We start from the raw sequence: 22,042 nt of genomic DNA, 5'->3' as shown, positions 1-22,042 counted from the left end.
GGGTTGTGTATGATTAAAGCTATTTTATTTGACTCTGGCAGAGTTTTAAATGAACCTGTTTCTGGACATTGGTTTATACCACCGAATTTTTTTAAATATGTAGATAAAAAAACATTTAAGTCTATACCAGCTTCAAATAGAAAAGAGGCATTTAATAGGGCAGGAAACTATATTAATAAGCAGAAATTTATTTTCACTGAAGAAGAGGAATATAAGCATTTTGTTGAATACTATAGGATATTATCAGAACAACTACCAAGGTTGCAGCTAAAAGATAGCGATGCAAAGGCTATTGCAAAAGATATGGTTTATAACTATGACAAATACAGTTTTTATGAAGATGCCATTAGATTAATACCGGAATTAAGCAAAAAGTACAAGCTCGCTGTAGTAACAGATGCATGGCCATCTTTAGAGAAAGTTTTTGAAAAAGCAGAGCTTAGAAAATATTTTTCGTCATTTGTTATATCTTCCATAAAAGGAGTAACAAAGCCAAATGAACTCATGTATAATACTGCCTTATATGAACTTGATGTTTTACCAGAAGAAACAATATTTATTGATGATCATGCAAAAAACTGTGATGGAGCTAGTAGTCTAGGTATTAAACCCGTTGTTTTATGCAGGAATCTTAAGGAGTACATTTATAATAAACTAGTTAGTACAAATTATGATGTGATTAGAAACTTGGATGAGTTAAAGATATTGTGAAGTAAGAGTGCTCTGGAACATTAAATAGCATCAATAAATCTAAGAGGAATATTCTCAAAAGCCTAAGAACTTTCAATAACTCACTAACGCTCAAACAGATTGAAAGTTCTAAGTACACATACTAGGGGTTTGGGCTTTGACCATGTAGGTTCATTAACCCAAGCTCATTAATTTTTTTTGAAACATTTAATAATTTTGTGTACTACTAAAAGCTTGGTTATTCCTCTAAGATTTATAAGATGTTATTTAAATCGTTCCACAACACTCTTACTTCACAATATACGGTGATTTAAGGAAAAAATTCCTCCGTACCTACGGAATTTTGGATATGTTAAAGGATGCTAATTGATTAACTTATTTAAACATTGGGAAACAAAGGTTCTTTGATTTTGCACTACACTTTGCTTCGCAATATTTAATTCTCTCTGAAAGCTATTGCATCAACCTGAAAGTCAATTCCATCTCTAATAAACTTTGTTTCATATGCCTTTCTTGCAGGATATTTTCCTTCAAATCTTTCCTTAATTATTTCTCCTAAAAACGATAAATCTTTAATATCTCTAAATAAACAATCCATTTGCACTACAGATTTTAATGTCAAGCCTACCTTTTCAAGTCTTTCACTCAAAACATCAAATGCACCATTTATTTGGTTTTCAATTGATTGTCCCTCATTCTTCATGCAATAGCTGATATAAACATAATCTCCTGCTTCAACAATCGCAGAGTGTGCCCATTCTTTGTCTATTTCTGTTCTTATAATTTCTTTCATTCTAAATTCTCCTTGTATTCTATTTTCGTTACAAATTCCTATTTATCGATCACCATATTTTACAATTGTAATTTATTTAATTATATACTATATAACAACTAATATTTAATTATTTGCATAATCACATATAAATTATTTCTTTAAATATGATTGACATTAATTGTATATGTATTAGAATTAAAACATAAATAAAGTTTTATAGAAGTTTTAAACGGAGGAAATGTAAAGTTGAGAAAAATTTTAGGGGAAATATTTTTCTATTTGTCTGTATTGACATGTGTGTTTATTTTTATAGCTTTATGTTTTTATAATAGCAAACTGGAGTTTTTGGGCATACCCATTCGTGTTATTATGTTTTTATTTTTTGTTTTTTATATAATATATGGGGTAATTTCTCATACGCTCATTATAACTAAGGAAAACTATAAAAATAAAAAACTATATGCACTTACAAGAAGTCTTTATGTTATTGTAGCAGTTATACCACTTTTTATATTAGGGCATCCAATACATTCTAAAATTTTTGTAGGAGTAATTGGAATCGTATTTATAGCTATAATGTTTATAAATAAAGGCAATGTTTTAAAAGAAAGTTGATATGAGCTTATGAGAGTAGGCATTTTAAAGAAAATAACAAGTCCAATAATTCAAAGGTTATTGGACTTGCTTTTTTATTTTAGAAAGCGAAATTTCTTCAGTTAATGAAATCACTTATTTCGTTTGAGTAATAAATTTTTTATATTCATTTTACTGCCTCTATTTAACATCAGATTTATAATAGTACAAAACACATAGAGAAAGAACTACAGCAAAAACTAACAAATCTACAATTATGCTTGAAGAAGATAGTGGGAAGCTTGTTGAAATTATATGTTCATTGCCTTTTGATTGTTTGATACAATTTGTAAGAGAAAGTAATGGATGATAGGTTGGAATATAATTGCATGCACTTTTGAAAAATAATCCCATTGAATATAAATGCCGTGCTGATATACCAGACCAAATAAACATATTGGATACAGAAATTACAAATGCATAAATTAAAGGTATTATCATGTTTTTGCATAGTAAAGTAATAAATATAGTAATTGGTAATATTGCATATAAACTTAATATATGATATAGATTTATTTTTAAATGAATAAATAAAATTTCACTTGTAAATTGTTCATGGTTAAGAAAAAATCCACACAAAATAGTTAGAAAAAGTTGAAAAAATATGGTTACAGCTATTAAGGCAGCTGCAGCTATTAATTTTGAAAGAAATATTTTTGCTTTGTTAATTGGATAGCAAAATAAACTCGGCATTGTTTTATATGAAAATTCTCGTGAAAATATATAAGCTGTAATTAAAGTGGAAAGCGGCACAGTTAAAAACAGAAAGGTTAGTTGTTCTATTTGAAATATATATTCATGCCAAACTACATAATGTCCTTGAAGCTCCCAGCCTAAAAATAAAGTTAATGGCATAAAGGATGTAATTAATATTATGGAGGAATAAAAATGAGATTTTCTTAGTTTAAAAAATTCACAGTAAATAGAATTAATCATTTACAGCACCTCCTGTTAGCTTTATAAAATGATCCTCAAGGTTATCTAAACTAACAGACATTTCATATAATTCTATACTATTTTCAGCAAGTGTTCTAGAAATATCAGCACTTCTATCTAGCATTCCATAAATTCTTATAATGTTTTTTTCAGTAACTTCGTAATCTTTAAAGTTAAGTTTATTTTCAAGAAGGAAGCAAGCTTTTTTATCGTCATTTACTTTTATTTTTAGGTATTTTCTATTTTTCCTTTGAAGTTCTTTGTAATCTATTTCCTCAAGTAGACGGCCTTTGTGTATAATTGCTATTTCAGTTGCAAGGTGTTCTATTTCACTTAATAGGTGGCTTGATATTAGTATGGTTATACCCTTTTTTTGGGATAAGTTTATAAGTGTTTCTCTCATATTTTTGATTCCAATTGGATCTAGACCATTTGTAGGTTCATCAAGAATGAGGAGTTCTGGCTTGTGAAGAAGAGCTCTTGCAAGACCTAATCTTTGTTTCATTCCAAGTGAGTAATTTTTAACTTTTTTATTTTTTATTGAACTAAGGTCTAAACCAGCGGTATCTAATGCATTCTTAATGTATTCCTTATTTTCTATTTCCATCATTCTTCTGTGGATTTCAAGATTTTCTTCTCCAGTAAGGTTAGGATAGAAACCAGGATATTCTATTATTGAGCCTACTTTCTTGAACACCTCTCTAGAAGGATTAATTTCTCCAAATAATTTTACTTCACCGCTTGATGGTTTTATGAGATTTAAAATCATACGAAGGGTTGTTGTTTTACCAGCACCATTTTGTCCTAAAAATCCATATATTTGTCCTCTTTTTATATTTAAATTTAAGTTATCAACTACGTTAGTATTTTTATAGGTTTTTGTGAGATTATATGTTTGTATTATTGATTCCATAAGCTTCACCTCGGTATATATATTACAGCATTATAATTACATATAAATAACACATATCTTACACATTACTTAACTTTTTTAAGAGAGTTACTTTAAAAGTTGTTTTTTCATAAGGTTTACTTTCTACTTCTACAGAACCATTGTGTTTTTCTACAAGTTTTTTTACTATTGTTAAACCTATGCCACTACCTTTTAAATTGCTGTTTCTAGATTGCTCAACAGTATAAAGTCTTTTGAAGATATAGGGGAGATCTTCTTTTTTAATTCCCTTCCCCTTGTCCCATATTTCTATTGTTATCTTATCTTTGTTTTCTTTTAAACTTATACCAATTACTTTTCCGCTATTGCCGTATTTTAAACTGTTACTTATAATATTTTGAAGTATTCTTAAAATAGATTTTTCATCAGCATCAATGTATATTTCTTTTTCTGGAATTTCGATTACAGGATTAATTTCTTTAGACTCAAAGTCCTTTAAAAAAGAAATAAGGCATTGTCTTATAACTTCAGTTATATCTATTTTTTTTATTTCAAGTTTTATATCGTCAGAATCGATTTTGGAAAGTTTAAAAAATTCATCAATCAAGTTTCTTAAGGTTTCACCCTTATTTTCAATTACCTCAAGGTATTCTTTTTTTTCATTTAAGCTTAGAGAGGTATCGGTTTGAAGCATTTCAATGTAACCAAGCATTGAGGTAAGAGGAGTCCTTAAATCGTGTGATATATTTGAAATCATTTTTTTCCTATCCTCTTCGTATTGCTTATTTAAGGATACGACTTCCTGAAATTTATCAATTAAGCGATTTAAGTTTATAATAAGCAGTTTGACTGATTTATTGTAATCTCTAAATTTAATTCTTTCATTAAAATTTCCATTAGTTATTTCAATTAAAGCTCCTGAAATTTTATTTATTTTGATATTTTGAAATACAATAATTGCAATTAAAATAAAAATAATAAATAAAAATAAGTACATCATTGTATTTTACCTAGCCTATAACCTATTCCCCACACAGTTTCAATATATTTTGGAGAGTTTGGATTACTTTCTATTTTATTTCTAAGTCTTCTTATATGAACCATTACGGTATTATCATCCCCAAGATATTCTTCTCCCCACACAGAGTTAAATAACTGCGCTTTTGTAAATACTTTATTGGGGTTTTGAAAAAATAATTTTAGTATTTCAAATTCTTTTGGTCTTAGATCAATTATGGTATCAACTTTAATTAAGGTATAACTTTCTAAATCAAGTTTTATATCACCATGCTCAAGTACAGAGGAGGTCTTACTATTGGTATTTAAATCATAATACATAAATCTCCTGAGTTGTGCCTTTACTCTTGCGATGAGTTCAGCCACAGAAAAAGGTTTTACCAAATAATCATCAGCACCAAGACCAAGTCCTATGATTCTATCGCTTTCTTCGGCTTTTGCAGATAAAATTAATATTGGAACAGTACTTTTTTCACGTATCCTTCTCATAACTTCTATGCCGTCTATTTTGGGAAGCATTAAATCCAATATGATAAATTTAAAATCGTCTCTATTCCAAATATCCAAAGCTTCTTCGCCATCAAAGGCGTTTCCTATATCAAAACCTTCTTTTAAAAGGGCCTTACTTATCATAGTATTTATAGCTTCATCATCTTCAACTATGAGTATTTTTGTATTTTGCATTAAAATCACCTCTTGAAGATAATTTTAACATATTTTAGGCAAGTAATGAAAATGGGGATATATATAGAACTTGGAACATTGAAATTGCAAGTATTGGGTTTGCCCTGATAAATTACAATTTAACATAGAGTACGGAGTACAGAGTACAACGAAGGATGATTTTTCTCCGTTAGCACTGCGAAAAATCTGAAAACTTATTTTTTATTGCTGCGCAATTGAGCCATATATGGTGCTCAGCGAAGCTGACACATTTAAGTTTAAGATTTACCTGAGCAGCGTTTATTAATATACAAAGTTTTATTGCACTGCTATTGAAAGTAACTCTACTAAAGTTAAAGAACCTACATGGGCTTTACGCCCAAACCCCTAGTATGTGTATCCTTCTTTGTACTCTGATTTTCAAATTGTAATTTAATAGGATGAATTTGGTGCTAGTAATTTTAAGTTTCACAATGGTTTATCTTTAATAAAGGCAGAGAGATTTTAATTGAAAAATTTAATTTTGTGGTATAAGATGTATAAAGATATACAAGTTGAAATAATAAAATTGCCAATACCAGATATATCCTTATGCTAATGTTTTCAATTCACAATGATTGATGATTTTTCTCCGTTAACACTACGAAAAGTCTTATAATTTGTTATTTTTAAGATTTTCTGCTTAAGCAGAAAATCATCCTTCATTGTGAATTGTGCATCGTGAATTGTGAATTTTAACAATGCCAACAGGATAAACTGGGCATCTGCGATTTCTAGTTTGAAAGTAGTTTCACTATATAATGTGATGATATATAAAGGATGGTTTTATGGATAGTTCTGAAAAAGTTTTCCCAAGAGTATATATAAGAAGATCTAAGGTAGTTGAGTTAACTAGCATTGTTTTGAGTATTTTTAGTTCTACAGAAAAATTTAAGCTGCTAGTAGAAAAAAACTATGGAAAGAATTTTGTAAATAATATTATAAAAAAGTATAAGAAAATAGGAAATATACTAACTAAAATCAATGATAGAGGATTTGCCTTATTAGAATTCTTGCTTCTCAATAGAGAATTTGATGAAATAAAAATATATGTAGATAAGATAAAGCAAATGAATGAAATTGACTTCTTTTATTGTTTTTGGGGAAATGATATAGATAGGAAAACTATTATAGAAATTTTAAAAAGCCATAAAAAGTTAGAGGAATTTTGTAATGAACATAATTCTTGGTATGGTGACTTAAAATCAATTCAAGGTATAATGGAAAACAGAGAAGAATTCTTGGAGGAATTTTTGAGTTGTGCACTAGAATTTGATAATAGTGTGTTTGATAATTTAATGGAGGATACCTATAAAACCTATAAAGAGGAACTTTTTGAATTAGAAAATAAACTTAAAATAAATGATCCTCTTGAGATTTCACAGAATATAATGGGAAAAAAGTTTAGAAGGAGAGGACCGTACTCGGAATTTATATTTATTCCAACCTTTTTTCTTGCAGTAAAATCTGTGCGATTCATGGGCGATATTCAGCTGTTACTTTATAAAATGGAAACTAATGATAATGAGGAAACAGAAAAAATGTTTGAAGTTTTAAGGGTAATATCTGATGGAACACGTTTTGCTATCTTAAAACTTCTAACAAAGGAGCCAATGTACGGAAAACAAATTGCTGAGCAAATAAAATTAACGACACCTACAATATCTCACCATTTAGATCAACTTAAATCGGTTGGTATCATAAATGAGGAAAGAGTTAAAAATATAAAATACTTTAGTGCCAACGGAAATGAAATTGAAAAATTTTTAAAGTGGATGACACAAAATTTAGATATTAGTAAGATGCCGCATGATAAATAGTTAAAGTATTAAAAAATATAACAAGTTTAACTTTCAATAATTTTATCAAGTAGTGTGCTGTAGTCTATTCCAAAGGCTGCAGCACTTTTTGGAAATAAAGAGTTCTTTGTCATGCCCGGTAAAGTATTAAGTTCCAAAACATAAGGAATACCTTTACTTACAATTATATCAATTCTAACATAAGCCTTGCATTTAAATATTTTCCAACACTTATCAGCAATAACTTCTATTTTTGATTTTAAATTCAAATCTAAATTTGCAACAATTTCGTCAGTTTCACCCTCAGTGTATTTAGAATGATAGTCGAAAAAGCCTTGCTTAGGTATAATAGAAAGTATAGGTAATATTTCACCATTTAAAATGGGAACTGTGTATTCATCACCAGAAATAAATTTTTCAAGCATTACAGTATCATCATATTTAAAAGCTTCAGTTATGCAAGTCTTTAGTTCATTTATATTTGAAACTATAAAAGTTCCAATACTTGAGCCTCCGTTATTTGGTTTTATAACCATTGGATAGCCAAGCTTTTCCAATAAGTCAAAATTTAAGGTTGTACCCGAATTTATAATATAATGTGGTGCAACATTGATATTCTCTGCCTTTAATATTCGTTTGGTTTGTTCTTTGTCCATGCATATAGCACTTGTAAGCATGTTGCAGCCAGAATAAGGCATTTCAATACTATCAAGTAAAGCTTGAATAGTTCCGTCTTCACCAAATATTCCATGCAGCGCTAAAAAAACAAAATCTAAACCTTTAACCTTTTCAAGTACTTCAGATTTTTTATCTATTATTATTGGAAAGATTTCGTATTTGTTTTTATCTAAATTTTTTATAATTTCCTGCCCTGAAAGAATTGATATTTCCCTTTCAGAAGAAATACCGCCCATAAGAACGCCTATTTTCATATAAATCACTCCTCTTATAGATACACTATTTGAAAAATTTAAATTACTAATTCCAAATGTATCCTGGTAAATTAGAATTTAAATCAGAGTACGGAGTACAGAGTACAGAGTACAACGAAGGATGATTTTTCTACGCGAGCGTAGAAAAATCTAAAAACTTAATTTTTTTATTGCTTACGCAATCATGTCATAAATGGTGATCAGCGGAGCTGATAACATTTAAGTTTAAGATTTACCTGAGAGAATCGAAAGGTAAATCATCATTCACTGTACTCTGTACTCTGTCATCTGTACTCTTATGTATAAATTCAGGTTTAACAGGATACATTCAGTATTTGTGATTTCGCTGTTTGAAAAGGTATATCTCTAATACAATTATTACATACAAGAATTTACTTGGTAAAGCACCACGATGAAGGTATTTACGGTAACAAATGGACTTGTTTTAACATGTGAAATGTTGACAAAAAATCATAATAACTATATATTAGATGTATATCTAATTAGATAATAATAAAATAAGGCGGCGATTTTATGGAAAATATAATTGAAGTAAATAATTTAAAGAGAGATTATAATTCATCTACAGGATTTTTTAAAAAGAGTACAAAAACAATTAGTGCACTTAAGGGAATTTCATTTAAGGTTAAAAAAGGAGAGGTATTTGGACTACTTGGACCAAATGGTGCTGGAAAATCCACAACTATAAAAATATTAACTACACTTTTAGCACCGACTTCTGGTGAGGCAAAAATTTTAGGATATGATTGTTTTGGGGAAGAGAAAAAAGTAAGAGAAAAAATTAATTTTATTTTCGGCGGTGAGAGAGGGCTTTATTTTAGACTTTCTGCTTATGACAATTTGCAGTATTTTGGGGATTTGTATAAAATACCTTCAAAAATATTAAAAAAAAGAATTCCAGAACTTATAAATATGGTTGGACTTTCTGGAAGGGAAAATGAAAAAGTAGAAAATTACTCTAAAGGGATGAAGGAGAAATTGCAGATAGCAAGGGGAATGATAAATGATCCTGAAATACTATTTTTAGATGAACCAACCATAGGGCTTGATCCATTAGCTGCTAAGGATTTTAGAAAGCAAATAAAATATTTGAAAAGTCAGGGGAAAACTATTTTACTTACAACTCATTATATGTATGAGGCGGATGAGCTTTGTGATAGAATTGCAATAATAAAAAATGGAGAACTTGTTGATATGGGAACTACTAGAGAATTAAAGGAGAAGAATTTTAATGATTCAAAGGTAACTTTAGAGGAGGTATACATAAAATTAATAGGCGGTGATAAAATTGCTTAGTTTTAAAGCTTTTATTGCAACTATAAAGATTCATATGGGACAATCCTTTAGCCGTGCAACCTTTCGTTTTTGTGTTATTTTTCAGCCAATAATTTACTCATTTATATTTTATATGATGTACAAAAATTCAAAGCATATTAATTATGTGAACTATGTTGTGCTTGGAAGTGGTATAACAACACTCTGGAGTACAATATGTTTTTCATCTGCTGGAGATATTGAAAGGGAAAGATATATGGGAACACTTGAAAATATATTTTGTGCACCAATAAGGTTTATGAACATAATCCTGGCTAAAGTGGTGGCAAATACAATTATGGGGCTAGGCGGTCTTGTTATAAGTACAGCGTTTATAAAGGTATTTTTTAACGGAAATTTTTATATTGCGGATTTGCCTATGTTTATACTCAGTTTTTTGCTAATGGTATTTTCCTTTATTTGCATATCAATGATGATAGCACCTATATTCACTATTTCAAGAAGCGCAAGAACTCTCATGAATTGCATGGAGGCTCCAATATTTATACTTTGTGGCATGGTTGCGCCAGTGTCAATGCTACCTAACTGGATTAGGCCTTTAAGCTATATATTATCGCCAACCTTTGCTGTAGAGCTAATGAGAAAAACTTCTATTGGAAATTTTAATATGAAAGATATAAGAAATATGATACTTATGCTTATAGTTTTATCATTAATTTATATTGTAGTTGCAAACTTTATGTTTAAAAAAGTAGATAAATTAACAAGAATAAAAGGTACATTGGGGGCGCAGTAGATGGAAGCTTTAAAGAGATTTATAAGACAAAGTTATTATTCCTTTATGGGAATAGCAGGTTTTTTTGGATTTACGAACTACTTGCTAATTAAAATATTAAATCCAATTTTTAATATTATATTTATTGCCTTTGTTGCAAGTAATGCTTATGAGACAAACAATATATCTAAATGGGTACTTGGAAGTGCGTTTTTATTATGCACAACTAATGCATTTTTCGGCGTTGGCGCTATCTTAATATATGAAAGAAGCTTTGGTACTTTAAAACTTATAATAGCATCGCCTGTGGACAAGTTCAAGATTTTTACGAGCAAAATAGTATTTTATATTTTAGATGGGATAATCAATATATCGGTAGGTATAATTGTTGGATATACAATGTTTGGGCTTAGAATACCTGTAGATAAGTTTCCTATATTTTTACTTACTGTTTTAGTTGGCATGTTTTCTTCTTGTGCTATGGGACTTTTAATTGGAAGTATAGGGTTAATAACTAGGGATATAAACTTACTTTTAAATTTATCATCAGCAATATTATCAATTTTTACAGGGGCTAACTTTGCTGTAGATAGGCTTCCTAGTTTTCTTTATAATATTAGTAATATCGTTCCATTAACTAGAGTTATAAAAGCTTCAAGACTGCTACTTGAAAATAAAACTGTAGGGGTATATTCTTTAATTGGACAAGAAGCTTTGGTTGGAATTTGCTATTTAATAGTAGGATATTTTGTTTTGAAATTTATGGAACGTTCTGCTATAAAAGGAGCAAAGATAGAAATCTATTGATGAGGCAGGAGTGGTATTATGAAAATTGATAGCATTATTTTTGATCTAGATGGCACGCTTTGGAATTCTATAGAGGGAGTTTGTGGTGCATGGAAAACCGTATTATCCCAATATCCAAGTATAAAAAAAGAAATAACCCCAACGGATATGGAAGGGTGCATGGGACTTCAAATAGTAGATATAGGTAAAAAATTGTTTCCGGATTTGGAGGAGGCTTTTCAAATAAAGTTAATGAAAGAATGTTGTAGCGCTGAACAAGTTTATTTGGGTGAGCATGGAGGAAGCTTATTCCCTAAATTAGAAGAAACACTTAAAAAGTTAGCTGAAAATCATAAATTATTTATAGTTAGCAACTGTCAGGATGGTTATATACAATGTTTTTTTAAAGCACATAAATTAGACAAGTATTTTGAAGATTTTGAGTGCTCTGGAGTTACAGGCCTACCAAAAGGAGAGAACAACAAGCTTATAATTAAAAGAAATAATTTAAAAAATCCAGTTTATGTAGGTGATACTATTAGTGATGCAGAATCCGCTAAGATAGCAAAAATTCCATTTGTATATGCAAGGTATGGTTTTGGTGATGTAGGGGAATATGATTATGTTATTGATAGTTTTGAAGAAATATTAAATTTAGGATTGTAGATAAATATGTTAAGGTAACTCTTTTTTTTATTGACAAATAAGTATTACAAGTGTAGTATGAAAGTGTAGTACAATTGTAATACGACAAAGGATTAAATAGAAAAGTAATTTGAAATATTTGTGAATAATGCAAATAATGTACCTTTATTATGATATAATAACTACTGTTAAATAAAGTGCTAGAGGGGAAAAATATATGGAAGTAAAAGATGAATTTGTTAAGCGTATAGAGAAATTTAAGGAAGAAGAAACAAAAAACAAAAAAAATTATGGAGCAATAAGTCTTTTAAGGTTTGCGGCATTTATATTAGCAGCATGTTTTACCTATGAGGTATTTAGAAGTCCATCTATATTTACACTTTTAGGGTTTGTTTTATCATGTGCATTATTTATATATCTTGTAAATATTCATAGCAAAATATCGTCGAAATCCATTCGAATAAAGAATATGATTGAGGTAAATGAGAGGTATGTTAAGAGAATTGATGGAACTTGGACATCTTTCGAGGATTCCGGAAAGGAAGAGATAAATGATGATACGCCATATCTATCTGATTTAGACATACTTGGTGAAAAATCATTATTTCAGCTTATTAATATTGCAAAAACTTATACTGGTAGAAAGAAATTGATATCACTTTTAAAGAATCCAGATAAAAATGTTGAAGCTATAAAAAAACGTCAAGAAGCTGTAGAAGAGCTTGGACAAAAGCTAGAATTTACTCAAAGGCTTGAGGGAGAAGGAATTATAAATAAAAATAACATAGAAGATCCATCAAGCATGTTAAAATATGTTGAAGATAAAGCAAGGGTTTTTAAAAATCCCATTATTAAAGTAATAACTTTAGCATTGCCATGTTTATTTATTGCGGCCACAGTTTTAATTTTGAGCTTAAAATTGCAAAATTTATATAGCTTAATAGGAATATTTTTCATAATAGATCTTGCAGTAAATGCAGCAGGTTATCCTAAGATAGCGCCTGTACTTGGACCAGTGCGCAAAATGAAAAAAGATTTAGAGTCGTATTTTAATATACTTAATTTAATTGAAGATGAAAAATTTAAAAGCCCTTATTTAAATGAAATAAAAGATCAGCTTGTATTTAATAAAAAACCAGCCCACGAAATTTTAAAAGAACTTACAAAAATAACTGAAAAGATGGAACTTAGTTCTAATATATTGGGATACATATTTTTTAGTGTAATATTACTTTGGGATTATCATTGTCTTTTTCAATTTGAAAGCTGGAAGCAAAAGAATGGAGCTTGCATAAAAGAATGTATTGAAGTTATTGGTGAGTTTGAGAGTTTATCTAGCCTTTCTGTACTTTATCATTTAAATTCTAAGCTCAATTTTCCTAAGTTTTCAAAGGAGAATTTAGTGCTTTCTGGTAGACAAATTGGCCATCCGCTTATTTCTGAGGAAACTAGAATTTATAATGATGCAAATATGACGGACAGTATTTTTATTATTACTGGTTCAAATATGTCTGGAAAGACTACTTTTTTAAGAACTGTAGGAATTAATCTTGTGCTTGCTTATGCAGGGGCGCCTGTGTGTGCGGATGAGTTTACTTGTTCAATTGTTGATATATACACATCAATGAGGATAACTGATGATTTAAATAGAGGCATGTCCACATTTTACGTGGAACTTATAAGAATAAAAAAAATGGTAGATAATATAAAGACAAAACGACCTATGATTTTTCTTATAGATGAAATTTTCAGAGGTACAAATTCAAATGATAGAATATTAGGTGCGAAAAGTGTGCTTAAATGCTTAAATGAAAAATGGGCATTTGGATTAATATCAACACATGATTTTGAACTTTGTGATCTTGCATACGATGATAAAAATAGAATAAAAAATTATCATTTCTCTGAACATTATTTAGAAAATAAAATACAGTTTGACTACAAACTTAAGGAAGGTCGTTCGGATACAACCAATGCGAAGTATCTCATGAAAATGGTTGGAATCGATATATTAGAGTAGAGAGCAAAGAGTAGAGAGTAGAGTTTTGGTTAATTTTTCGTTGGCACGGAAAATTTTGAATTTAATTGGCTGATGTCAAAACCTTTGCTTTACTCTATATCTTTGGCTCTAAATAAAGGAGAGAAAAACTATGCAGCCTATATTAAGTGCTGGGGATAAAGTCTCTATAATAAGCTGTTCAGATGGAATTAAACTTGAGGAAAAGCAATATGTGGAGAAAATTGTGGATTCTCTAAAAGCTATGGGACTTCAAGTTAAAATTTCAAAATGTATATATAGAAATAAACTTCAATTTGCAGGGTCAGGAAAAGAAAGAGCTTTTGAGCTAATGACATTTTTTAAAGACGATGAAATAAAGGCTATTTTTGATATTTCAGGTGGAGATGCTGCAAATCAAGTTTTATCACATCTTGATTTTGATATGATAAAAAAACACCCAAAGCCATATTTTGGAATGAGTGATTTAACAGTTATATTGAATAGTTTGTATAGCAGTATAGGTTTAAAGGCATATCATTATACAGCATATAATCTTGCAAGGGAAAATTCAGAAAATCAAAATAAGTTATTTAAAGCTTCCTTTATTAATGGGCAAAATGATATTTTTGAATTTAAATACAATTGGCTCAGAGGAAATAAAATAGAGGGTACCGTTATAGGTGGCAATATACGATGTTTTTTAAAATTAGCAGGAACTAAATTTTTTCCAAGTCCAAAGGGAAAGGTTCTTTTGCTTGAGGGTTTGAATGGAAATGTGAGCACTATAAGTTCACTGATTGAGCAAATGTATATAATGGGATATTTTAAAGAGCTTTCAGGAATAATACTTGGTGTTTTCACTGAAATTCAAAGGGAAGGAAACTTTGAGGTTCTAAAAGATATTATATTAGAGAGAACAGAAGAATGGAATATTCCTATAGTTAAAACTGAAGATATAGGTCATGGAAGTAATAGTAAGTGTATAATAATAGGTGACAAAATCAAATTAAGTTAAATAAGGATTTAATGGAAGGTGTTAAGATTTGAATAAAAAAGTAGTAGTATCAGCAATAATTACATTAAGTATTCTTATGCAGGGGTGTTCAGCTAGTTCAACGCCAAAAAATTCTAAAGATAGTAACACTGCAAAAACTACAACAGCCGCAAGTGATAATAAAACAGAGAGTAGCAGTAATAATCAAACAAGTTCAAGTAATCAAACAAGTTCAAGTAGTCAAAGCGATGTTTCTAGTCAAAGTGACTATTCTAAGTATACAGGAAATTGGGTTAAGGAAAGCAGCCTAAAAGAGGATTACAAGTATGGAACTTCAGTTTCTATAAAAGTAGATAAGGATGGTAATTTAACAGGAGCAGTGGGTTCTTTATCAGATAATGCTAGTCACATTGCTAATGTAGATATTAGTGGTAAAATCAGCAATAATGAATTTAATTATGCATTCAAAGAAGATGGATGGGGACATAAAGGTACTATAAATATAAAATTTCAAGATAACAAAATAGTCCTAAGTATGAAATATTCAGAGGGCAGCAGTAAGGAAAACTTGTGGGGAATTGGTGAAGGTACATTTACTTTAGTTAATGATAATTTAAAAGTAGCAAGTAACTTACAAGACTTAAAGAATGGTGGCCTTCAAGTTATAGATAATCAAAGCTTTGGGGTAAAACTTAGCAATTATGGAAATGTAAAATTTATAAGTGGTTTAAAAAGAGAAGAAGGTTATTCTGTAGTTAAGTTTTATTTAGTTGATAACAATGATAATGTATTATATAAGTTCCCAGATTTTTATGGTAACTTTAAAGGTAATTTTACAGGAATAGGTGCAATATCCTTTACGGATGTGAATGGTGATGGAGCAAAAGACGTAGTTGTAATAGGAAATTATGCTACCAACAAAGATAATCATGATACAATAAGCAGTATATATTTTAGTAAAGGAAAGACTTTTGCAAATAATAAAAGTTTAGACGATAAGCTTAATGAGTCAGCAAATAATAAAACTATTTCTTCGGTAATAAAGTTTGCAAAGAACGCGAAGTAATAGTTTGGATAGCAATATATAATATTGAAATTGCTAATATCAAATGTATACTGTTAAATTACAATTAAACACAGAGTACGGAGTACAGAGTACAACGAAGGATGATTTTTCTCCGCTATCGCTACGAAAAATCTGAAAACTTATTTTTTTATTGCTGCGCAATCGCGTCATTAATGGCGCTCAGCGAAGCTGAGGACATTAAGTTTAAGATTTACCGGAGAGAAGCGAAAGGTAAATCATCCTTCACTGTACTCTGTACTCCGTCATCTGTACTCTGCTATACAAATTCTAGTTTAACAGGATGCATTTGTTATTTATAATTTCAATGTTTCAGGTTGTCTATTTATAGATTTACTCTTCTCCCAAACTATCAATATAAAAGAAGCTTAATCCCAGCAAATTAAGAGCACCTATAATTAAAGAAAGTACAAGACTCAAGATACCGCCAAGTGTAGTTCCTCTAAGTAATAAGCTAAGTAAGGCAGGGATAATCCCTAATAAAAAAGTGTATCCAAAAGCTTTAAGTTTGTAACCTTTAGAAAGTTTTGCACTCAAACTAATAATATCTAAAATGCCAAGCTCAGGATTATCAACCATAACAAAAAATGCGAATATAAACATATAGGTAAGTATTATACCAGGTACTATGAACAATATATAACCTACAATTAGTATTATGCCTATAAGTAAGCTCAACCCTATTGATTTTAAAATCATATTTTCTCTAAAGCATATGAGTATATTTGAAAATGTAATCTCTTGTGTATCATGATATTTCCTTGCTACATAATATGTGCCTATACTTAATGGTATGCAAAGTAATAAAATTACTAGAGAACAAACAATTACGATAAGTAAAATTCCACCTACAGATATTCCGCCTATTGCGGCACCTGTAGCTATTAATCCTAAAAGAAAACTCATGACAAGCAAAACCAACCCTGGTACAAGTATAATTCCTATAAACTTTCCTATGTTAGTGGCTCTTATGGAAAAAACTTTTGAGAAAACTTCTCCTACTGATATTTTTTCTTTATACATAACTCTCTCCTAAAAACATTAATTATTGCACTGTATATATATATTAATATTTTTTAATATAATGTTTATTTGAAGAGATTTTTAAGATGCCTTATTTAAATCGTTCCAAAACGCTTTTGCTACGCCTACCAAAGGTTATTTGACTTTGCACTACAATTTAATTTGCAATATTATTGAAGTTTAGTAGTTGCATATCTTCTTAATGCACCAACCATACTTCCATCCACAATTTCTTTTAGTTTATATTCTAAGATTTTTGGAGATAGTTCCATTCCACTTTTTATCCATTGCACGATGATGCCAACAAAGGCGTGAGCATAAAAGTCAGCAATGAAATTCTTATCAGTTTCTGAAATAGTCATATTACTAGATAGGTCATTAACAACTCCAATGATAAGATCAAAGGTGATGCTGAAAAAATATTTATCAAAAGCGTTTTGACCTGGAGTGTTAAGAGCATTTATATAAAATGTTTTATTGTTGGATAGGTATAACAAAGTTTTATACATTCCATCACTCCAATTTTCATAACTTTTGCAATCACCTATACTTTTCATAACTTCAGTGTAATAAATCCAGTTTACGAGATCAAATTTATCCGTAAAATGATAATAAAAGGTTTGTCTATTAAGACCACAGTTATCCACAATTTCTTGTATGGATATTTTATGCAAAGGGATGGTTTTCATTAGCTCTTTAATTGACATGGCAAGAGCTTTTTTAGTTATTTTAGAATCTGACATAATAATCACCTGCACTTATAAATGTTTTCAATTAATGTAGTATAAAATATTTACTTATTCTAATTCAACATTATAGCATATTTTGTACAATTTGAGATATATGTGTAATTTTTATACATATATCTCAAATTGATTATATAAAAGATTCTTATTTGGATTTATATTATAGATATACCAACTCAACTATTAAAATTCATGTGCACCAAAATGCCTAGAAGATGGCATTTTGGTACAAATAAATTTTAAGTTTCACAATGGTATATCTCTAGCAGGATACTTAAACATAAGTTACTGCCTAAATGCTATCTTGAAATTTTAAATTAAAAAAATATATAATTTTTATTATATGTAAACCTTACCAAACCGTGTTTGAAATTTCAAGATAGTTTATAAAATAAAGTTTAGATGGGGGTTTTAAGATGAGATTTAATTTTAATCAAACAATGGATGTGGAAAATACACATGCCTATTTAGTTGGTGGCGGACTTGCATCACTGTCAGCTGCAGTATTTATGATTAGAGATGCTCATGTCCCAGGAAAAAATATTCATATATATGAGCAATTAAAGGTTACAGGTGGAAGCATGGATGGCTGTGGTGATCCTGAGCATGGTTATATGATACGTGGTGGAAGAATGTTTGATGAGGAAGCTTATAAGTGTACTTTTGGAGTTATGGAAAGTATCCCTTCATTAACTGATCCTAAAGTTTCAATACTTGATGAATTTTATGCTTTTAATAAAAAAATACACACTCATGCACAAGCTAGATTAATAGATAATAATGCTAAAATACTTCCAGCCTCACCTTTAGGACTTAATAGTCAAGATAGAATGGAATTAGCACATGTATTTCTTGCTACAGAAGATGCTTTAGGTACAATATCTATTAAAGAATGCTTTAACGATCACTTCTTTACAACTAATTTTTGGTATGAGTGGCAAACACTTTTTGCATTTGAGCCTTGGCACAGTGCCATAGAATTAAAGAGATATATGCATAGATTTATTCAAGAAATGCCAAAATTATATGATTTGTCAGGAATACGTCGTACACCATACAATCAATATGATTCAATGTTATTACCAATGACAAAATGGTTGCAGTCACAAGGTGTTAATTTTGAATTAGGCTGTGAAGTAACAGATGTAGAATTCAAACCATCAAAGACCGAAACTACAGTTACAGCATTTAAATGTGTTAAAGACGGAAAAGAAACTAGGGTGGAAGTTGGCGAAGGAGACTTTGCATTTATTACAATAGGTTCTTTAACAGCTGGTTCAAGTGTTGGAGATATGCATACGCCAGCAAAGGTTAATGATAAAACTGTAGGTGGCGATTGGGATCTTTGGGAGAAAATAGCTGAAGGACGTCCTGAGTTTGGTAATCCACACGTTTTTGATGATCGTGTAGAAGAATCAATGTGGCAATCAATCACAGTTACACTTAAAGACCCAACAATGTTTAATAAAATAATAGAATTCACAGGAAATCAGCCAGGAACTGGTGCTCATATGACATTTAGAGATTCTGCTTGGTTATTCTCACTAGTTCTTCATAATCAACCGCATTTTTTAAATCAGCCTGATAATATACAAGTTTTCTGGGGCTATGCTTTGTATCCATATAAAAAAGGTGATTTTGTAAAGAAACCAATGGTAGATTGTACTGGCGAAGAAATATTAACTGAAATATTATATCACTTGAACTTCAAAGATGATATGGAGAAGATTCTTAAGACATCTATTTGTAAGCCATGTATAATGCCTTTTACAACAGCACAATTTTTAACTAGAGCAAAAGGCGATAGGCCGCAAGTTATTCCAGAAGGTTCAACGAACTTAGCTTTAATGGGGCAATTTGTTGAAATACCAGATGATACAGTATTTACAATGGATTATTCCGTAAGAGCTGCACAAATGGCTGTTTATAAATTCTTTAATTTAAATAAGGAGCTTACACCTATTTATAAAGGCGAAAAAGATGTTCGTGTGTTAATGAATGCTGTTAAGGAATTTATGAAGGATGATAATTTACGTGAAGAGGTAGAAGCACTTAAAGCTTTGCTAAAATAGGGATTAAAGATAAACCTGAAACTGTCAAGCATTTTTAAGAAAGTCACAAAAAGTTTTAATTATTGGTGCTGTTGCACTAAGATTAGTTCATACGTAATTTTTAAAATTTGTGTATAAAATAATTTTGTGTGGCAGCCCTTTATTTGTATTTAAAAATGGTACGTCTGTATATGTCTAACAGTGCAGCCTAACTGAATTGAGGCTCTCTGATTGTTAACGTTGCTATCTATATAATTGTTTACATTTCTAAAATTCTATTGTATAATATTTTCATATTAGGAAAGGAAAAGGTTTAAATGGTTATTTTTCTTTTTAACAACAACAGAATTCGCTAATTAAAATAAAAATTTATAGATAAACCAGTTCAACTACCAAAATCAATTTGCACCATAATGCTTTGAAGATAGCATTTTGATACAAATTAATTTTGAAGTTTCACATGGTATATCTTTAATTCAAGGAAAACTCTGATTTTAAGGGTTTTATTGTTGTGCGATTTTGTTGAAAAAATAAAGAGACTTGTATAAGTCTGTTTGTTATTGTTAGAAAGGAAGATTTTTTTATGTCTAAAAATAAAGAACTAAATTATATATCAGCATTTTCATATCTTTTTAAAGTGATCAAGCCTTATAAAAAGTGGTATCTAACTGCGGCGGCTATTTCGCTTATTTTAGTTGGAACCAATCTTATAAATACAATAATCACACAAATGTTAGTGGACAACTCTATGAATGGTAATTTTTCAAAGATAATGAGTTCACTTATTGTATTTGTTCTTTTGATCTTAACAAATACTTGCTTAAAGTATACCAGCGGCATTTGTGTTTCAAAACTGTCATCAAATACTTCTAGAAATATAAAATGTCATATCGCAAAAACTTTACTTCACGCAGATTATAAAGAAATAATTAAAATTCGAGGAGGAGATACTTTATCGTCAGTAAACTCTGATACAGGAAATGTATGTAATTTTATTGCAGGAGATTTTATAGGGCTTTTTTCTCAATTTACAATGGCTATTGGTGCGCTTGTATATTTAATATATGTTAATCCACTTCTTGCAGTAGTTACTTTTATATATACTCCTATTGGAATGTTTTTTACACTGTCACTTAACAATAAAATGGGTAAGCTGTATTCTGTAGAAGCCGATTATAAGGGAGAAGCGTTGTCAGTAGTTGAGCAAGCCTTATCTCAAATACCGGTCATTAAATCTTTTATGATGGAGAAACAAATCAAAAATAAGATTTATGAAGAATATAACAAAGTATATAAGACCGCAATGAACATATCAATATGGAATTCTCTTATGCAGCCAGCTTGTTCATCAACCGCTCAAATGCCAAAGGTTAGTTATATGATTTTTGCAGGCTATATGGTTATGAGAGGACATTTAACTATAGGTACATTTATTGCTATTTTTGACTTGCTTGATGTCATTATAGCTCCATCTGTGTACTTTCCATTTATGCTCAATGGGTTAAATAGCTCTATTGCTTCAATGAATCGTATAAGTAGATTAGAAAATATATCTCAAAGGGATGATACAAGAAAGATAAGCTATTTTAATGGTTTGCCAGAGATTAAGGCTAATGATATTTCCTTTGAATATTTAGAGAATAAGCCAATCATAAAGGGATTTTCAATGTGCCATAAAGGAAATGGAATTATTGCATTATGTGGAGAATCTGGATCAGGAAAAACTACGCTGCTAGATATAATTTCAGGACTGTATAAGCCTAAAGAGGGGAGCATTGCAGTAAATGGAACAATTTCGGTTATGTCCCAGGAAACATATATTTTTAGCATGTCCCTTATGGAAAATGTAAGGCTTGTTAGTCCAAAGTCAAGTGATGAAGAAGTAATAGAGGCACTTAAGCTTGCTGGTGCAAATGAATTTGCAAAGGCACTTCCAAATGGCTATTATACCATGCTAGGAGAAGGTAACACTTCACTTTCAGGTGGGCAAAAACAGCGTATTTCTTTGGCAAGGACTATTTTACAAAACAGCTCAATATGGCTTCTTGATGAGCCAACTTCAGCACTTGATGCAGAGACCGAAAGCATAGTTATAGCTGCAATAAATAAAGTGTCAAAAGAAAAATTGATTATTATGTCAGCTCACAGACAATCGCTTATTGATATTGCTGATGAGGTTATAAATTTGAAGGGAGCTGATATGATATGAAATTATTTAAAAATTACAATATACCTACAATAATAAAAGCAATAAAGCTTATGGAAAA

Annotated in this window: 20 protein-coding genes; 12 read left to right on the top strand and 8 right to left on the bottom strand. The window is 29.9% G+C overall.

The features are described from left to right. The first annotated feature begins 9 nt into the window (after positions 1-9). Positions 10-711 carry an HAD-IA family hydrolase gene (locus CUEA01_RS20000; RefSeq protein ID WP_234123691.1) on the top strand — a complete coding sequence of 234 codons (702 nt, stop codon included), beginning with the start codon at positions 10-12 and terminating at the stop codon, positions 709-711. Positions 712-1,126: 415 nt separating this feature from the next. Here CUEA01_RS20000 and CUEA01_RS19995 read toward each other — a convergent pair whose 3' ends face one another. Beyond that, positions 1,127-1,483, bottom strand: coding sequence for a RidA family protein (locus tag CUEA01_RS19995; RefSeq protein ID WP_234123690.1), 357 nt, complete (start codon positions 1,481-1,483; stop codon positions 1,127-1,129). Positions 1,484-1,711: 228 nt separating this feature from the next. Between CUEA01_RS19995 and CUEA01_RS19990 the strand changes: the two genes are divergently transcribed. Continuing rightward, positions 1,712-2,080, top strand: coding sequence for a hypothetical protein (locus tag CUEA01_RS19990; RefSeq protein WP_234123689.1), 369 nt, complete (start codon positions 1,712-1,714; stop codon positions 2,078-2,080). Positions 2,081-2,239: 159 nt separating this feature from the next. On the opposite strand, the gene CUEA01_RS19985 is transcribed toward CUEA01_RS19990, so the two are convergent. From CUEA01_RS19985 to CUEA01_RS19970, 4 genes are read right to left on the bottom strand one after another with little or no spacing between them, the layout of a single operon-like run. Beyond that, entirely contained in the window at positions 2,240-3,034 is a 795-nt protein-coding gene (locus CUEA01_RS19985; RefSeq protein WP_234123688.1) for an ABC transporter permease, read from the bottom strand. After that, positions 3,027-3,947, bottom strand: a complete 921-nt coding sequence (locus CUEA01_RS19980; RefSeq protein ID WP_234123687.1) for an ABC transporter ATP-binding protein — start codon at positions 3,945-3,947, stop codon at positions 3,027-3,029. Before CUEA01_RS19980 ends, CUEA01_RS19985 begins: the two co-directional genes overlap by 8 nt. Positions 3,948-4,005: 58 nt before the next feature. Then, positions 4,006-4,926: a sensor histidine kinase gene (locus tag CUEA01_RS19975; RefSeq protein ID WP_234123686.1), complete on the bottom strand. Its 921-nt coding sequence runs from the start codon at positions 4,924-4,926 to the stop codon at positions 4,006-4,008. Beyond that, complete coding sequence (locus CUEA01_RS19970) at positions 4,923-5,627, bottom strand: response regulator transcription factor (protein ID WP_234123685.1); 705 nt, start codon at positions 5,625-5,627, stop codon at positions 4,923-4,925. The genes CUEA01_RS19975 and CUEA01_RS19970 overlap by 4 nt, the downstream gene beginning before the upstream one ends. Positions 5,628-6,433: 806 nt before the next feature. Between CUEA01_RS19970 and CUEA01_RS19965 the strand changes: the two genes are divergently transcribed. Beyond that, positions 6,434-7,465: an ArsR/SmtB family transcription factor gene (locus CUEA01_RS19965; RefSeq protein ID WP_234123684.1), complete on the top strand. Its 1,032-nt coding sequence runs from the start codon at positions 6,434-6,436 to the stop codon at positions 7,463-7,465. Between the two features lie 26 nt (positions 7,466-7,491). Here CUEA01_RS19965 and CUEA01_RS19960 read toward each other — a convergent pair whose 3' ends face one another. Further along, complete coding sequence (locus CUEA01_RS19960) at positions 7,492-8,376, bottom strand: D-alanine--D-alanine ligase (RefSeq protein ID WP_234123683.1); 885 nt, start codon at positions 8,374-8,376, stop codon at positions 7,492-7,494. Positions 8,377-8,910: 534 nt separating this feature from the next. Here CUEA01_RS19960 and CUEA01_RS19955 point away from each other — a divergent pair. The 7 genes from CUEA01_RS19955 (at position 8,911) to CUEA01_RS19925 (ending at position 15,937) form a co-directional block, all read left to right on the top strand. Further along, complete coding sequence (locus tag CUEA01_RS19955; protein ID WP_234123682.1) at positions 8,911-9,693, top strand: ABC transporter ATP-binding protein; 783 nt, start codon at positions 8,911-8,913, stop codon at positions 9,691-9,693. Beyond that, entirely contained in the window at positions 9,686-10,468 is a 783-nt protein-coding gene (locus tag CUEA01_RS19950) for an ABC transporter permease (RefSeq protein WP_234123681.1), read from the top strand. The genes CUEA01_RS19955 and CUEA01_RS19950 overlap by 8 nt, the downstream gene beginning before the upstream one ends. Then, positions 10,469-11,254 carry an ABC transporter permease gene (locus CUEA01_RS19945; RefSeq protein WP_234123680.1) on the top strand — a complete coding sequence of 262 codons (786 nt, stop codon included), beginning with the start codon at positions 10,469-10,471 and terminating at the stop codon, positions 11,252-11,254. It abuts the gene before it with no gap. Between the two features lie 18 nt (positions 11,255-11,272). Then, positions 11,273-11,899, top strand: coding sequence for an HAD family hydrolase (locus tag CUEA01_RS19940; RefSeq protein ID WP_234123679.1), 627 nt, complete (start codon positions 11,273-11,275; stop codon positions 11,897-11,899). A 196-nt stretch (positions 11,900-12,095) separates the two neighbouring features. Further along, on the top strand, positions 12,096-13,898 hold the full coding sequence (locus CUEA01_RS19935; protein ID WP_234123678.1) for a MutS family DNA mismatch repair protein: 1,803 nt from the start codon (positions 12,096-12,098) through the stop codon (positions 13,896-13,898). Positions 13,899-14,028: 130 nt separating this feature from the next. Further along, positions 14,029-14,892 carry a S66 family peptidase gene (locus tag CUEA01_RS19930; protein ID WP_234123677.1) on the top strand — a complete coding sequence of 288 codons (864 nt, stop codon included), beginning with the start codon at positions 14,029-14,031 and terminating at the stop codon, positions 14,890-14,892. Positions 14,893-14,920: 28 nt separating this feature from the next. Next, positions 14,921-15,937, top strand: coding sequence for a hypothetical protein (locus tag CUEA01_RS19925; protein ID WP_234123676.1), 1,017 nt, complete (start codon positions 14,921-14,923; stop codon positions 15,935-15,937). Positions 15,938-16,288: 351 nt separating this feature from the next. On the opposite strand, the gene CUEA01_RS19920 is transcribed toward CUEA01_RS19925, so the two are convergent. After that, positions 16,289-16,978 carry a DUF975 family protein gene (locus CUEA01_RS19920; RefSeq protein ID WP_234123675.1) on the bottom strand — a complete coding sequence of 230 codons (690 nt, stop codon included), beginning with the start codon at positions 16,976-16,978 and terminating at the stop codon, positions 16,289-16,291. Between the two features lie 170 nt (positions 16,979-17,148). Beyond that, positions 17,149-17,721, bottom strand: coding sequence for a dihydroxyacetone kinase transcriptional activator DhaS (dhaS, locus tag CUEA01_RS19915; protein ID WP_234123674.1), 573 nt, complete (start codon positions 17,719-17,721; stop codon positions 17,149-17,151). A gap of 419 nt (positions 17,722-18,140) precedes the next feature. Between dhaS and CUEA01_RS19910 the strand changes: the two genes are divergently transcribed. After that, positions 18,141-19,796 (top strand): oleate hydratase, encoded by a 1,656-nt coding sequence (locus tag CUEA01_RS19910; protein ID WP_234123673.1) that lies wholly within the window; start codon positions 18,141-18,143, stop codon positions 19,794-19,796. A gap of 562 nt (positions 19,797-20,358) precedes the next feature. Further along, positions 20,359-21,984, top strand: a complete 1,626-nt coding sequence (locus CUEA01_RS19905; protein ID WP_234123672.1) for an ABC transporter ATP-binding protein — start codon at positions 20,359-20,361, stop codon at positions 21,982-21,984. Positions 21,985-22,042 lie beyond the last annotated feature (58 nt).

Source organism: Clostridium hydrogenum (genome assembly GCF_021432385.1).
Taxonomy (GTDB): domain Bacteria; phylum Bacillota; class Clostridia; order Clostridiales; family Clostridiaceae; genus Clostridium_S; species Clostridium_S hydrogenum.
This window is presented reverse-complemented; position numbering and strand designations above follow the sequence as displayed.

What these genes read in the sequence shown, in the direction of transcription:
- CUEA01_RS19985 (WP_234123688.1), bottom strand. Translation starts at nt 3,034, where the DNA reads ATGATTAATTCTATTTACTGTGAATTTTTTAAACTAAGAAAATCTCAT.
- CUEA01_RS19960 (WP_234123683.1), bottom strand. Translation starts at nt 8,376, where the DNA reads ATGAAAATAGGCGTTCTTATGGGCGGTATTTCTTCTGAAAGGGAAATA.
- CUEA01_RS20000 (WP_234123691.1), top strand. Translation starts at nt 10, where the DNA reads ATGATTAAAGCTATTTTATTTGACTCTGGCAGAGTTTTAAATGAACCT.
- CUEA01_RS19970 (WP_234123685.1), bottom strand. Translation starts at nt 5,627, where the DNA reads ATGCAAAATACAAAAATACTCATAGTTGAAGATGATGAAGCTATAAAT.
- CUEA01_RS19920 (WP_234123675.1), bottom strand. Translation starts at nt 16,978, where the DNA reads ATGTATAAAGAAAAAATATCAGTAGGAGAAGTTTTCTCAAAAGTTTTT.
- CUEA01_RS19905 (WP_234123672.1), top strand. Translation starts at nt 20,359, where the DNA reads ATGTCTAAAAATAAAGAACTAAATTATATATCAGCATTTTCATATCTT.
- CUEA01_RS19995 (WP_234123690.1), bottom strand. Translation starts at nt 1,483, where the DNA reads ATGAAAGAAATTATAAGAACAGAAATAGACAAAGAATGGGCACACTCT.
- CUEA01_RS19910 (WP_234123673.1), top strand. Translation starts at nt 18,141, where the DNA reads ATGAGATTTAATTTTAATCAAACAATGGATGTGGAAAATACACATGCC.
- CUEA01_RS19955 (WP_234123682.1), top strand. Translation starts at nt 8,911, where the DNA reads ATGGAAAATATAATTGAAGTAAATAATTTAAAGAGAGATTATAATTCA.
- CUEA01_RS19940 (WP_234123679.1), top strand. Translation starts at nt 11,273, where the DNA reads ATGAAAATTGATAGCATTATTTTTGATCTAGATGGCACGCTTTGGAAT.
- CUEA01_RS19930 (WP_234123677.1), top strand. Translation starts at nt 14,029, where the DNA reads ATGCAGCCTATATTAAGTGCTGGGGATAAAGTCTCTATAATAAGCTGT.
- CUEA01_RS19980 (WP_234123687.1), bottom strand. Translation starts at nt 3,947, where the DNA reads ATGGAATCAATAATACAAACATATAATCTCACAAAAACCTATAAAAAT.
- CUEA01_RS19975 (WP_234123686.1), bottom strand. Translation starts at nt 4,926, where the DNA reads ATGATGTACTTATTTTTATTTATTATTTTTATTTTAATTGCAATTATT.
- CUEA01_RS19935 (WP_234123678.1), top strand. Translation starts at nt 12,096, where the DNA reads ATGGAAGTAAAAGATGAATTTGTTAAGCGTATAGAGAAATTTAAGGAA.
- dhaS (WP_234123674.1), bottom strand. Translation starts at nt 17,721, where the DNA reads ATGTCAGATTCTAAAATAACTAAAAAAGCTCTTGCCATGTCAATTAAA.
- CUEA01_RS19965 (WP_234123684.1), top strand. Translation starts at nt 6,434, where the DNA reads ATGGATAGTTCTGAAAAAGTTTTCCCAAGAGTATATATAAGAAGATCT.
- CUEA01_RS19945 (WP_234123680.1), top strand. Translation starts at nt 10,469, where the DNA reads ATGGAAGCTTTAAAGAGATTTATAAGACAAAGTTATTATTCCTTTATG.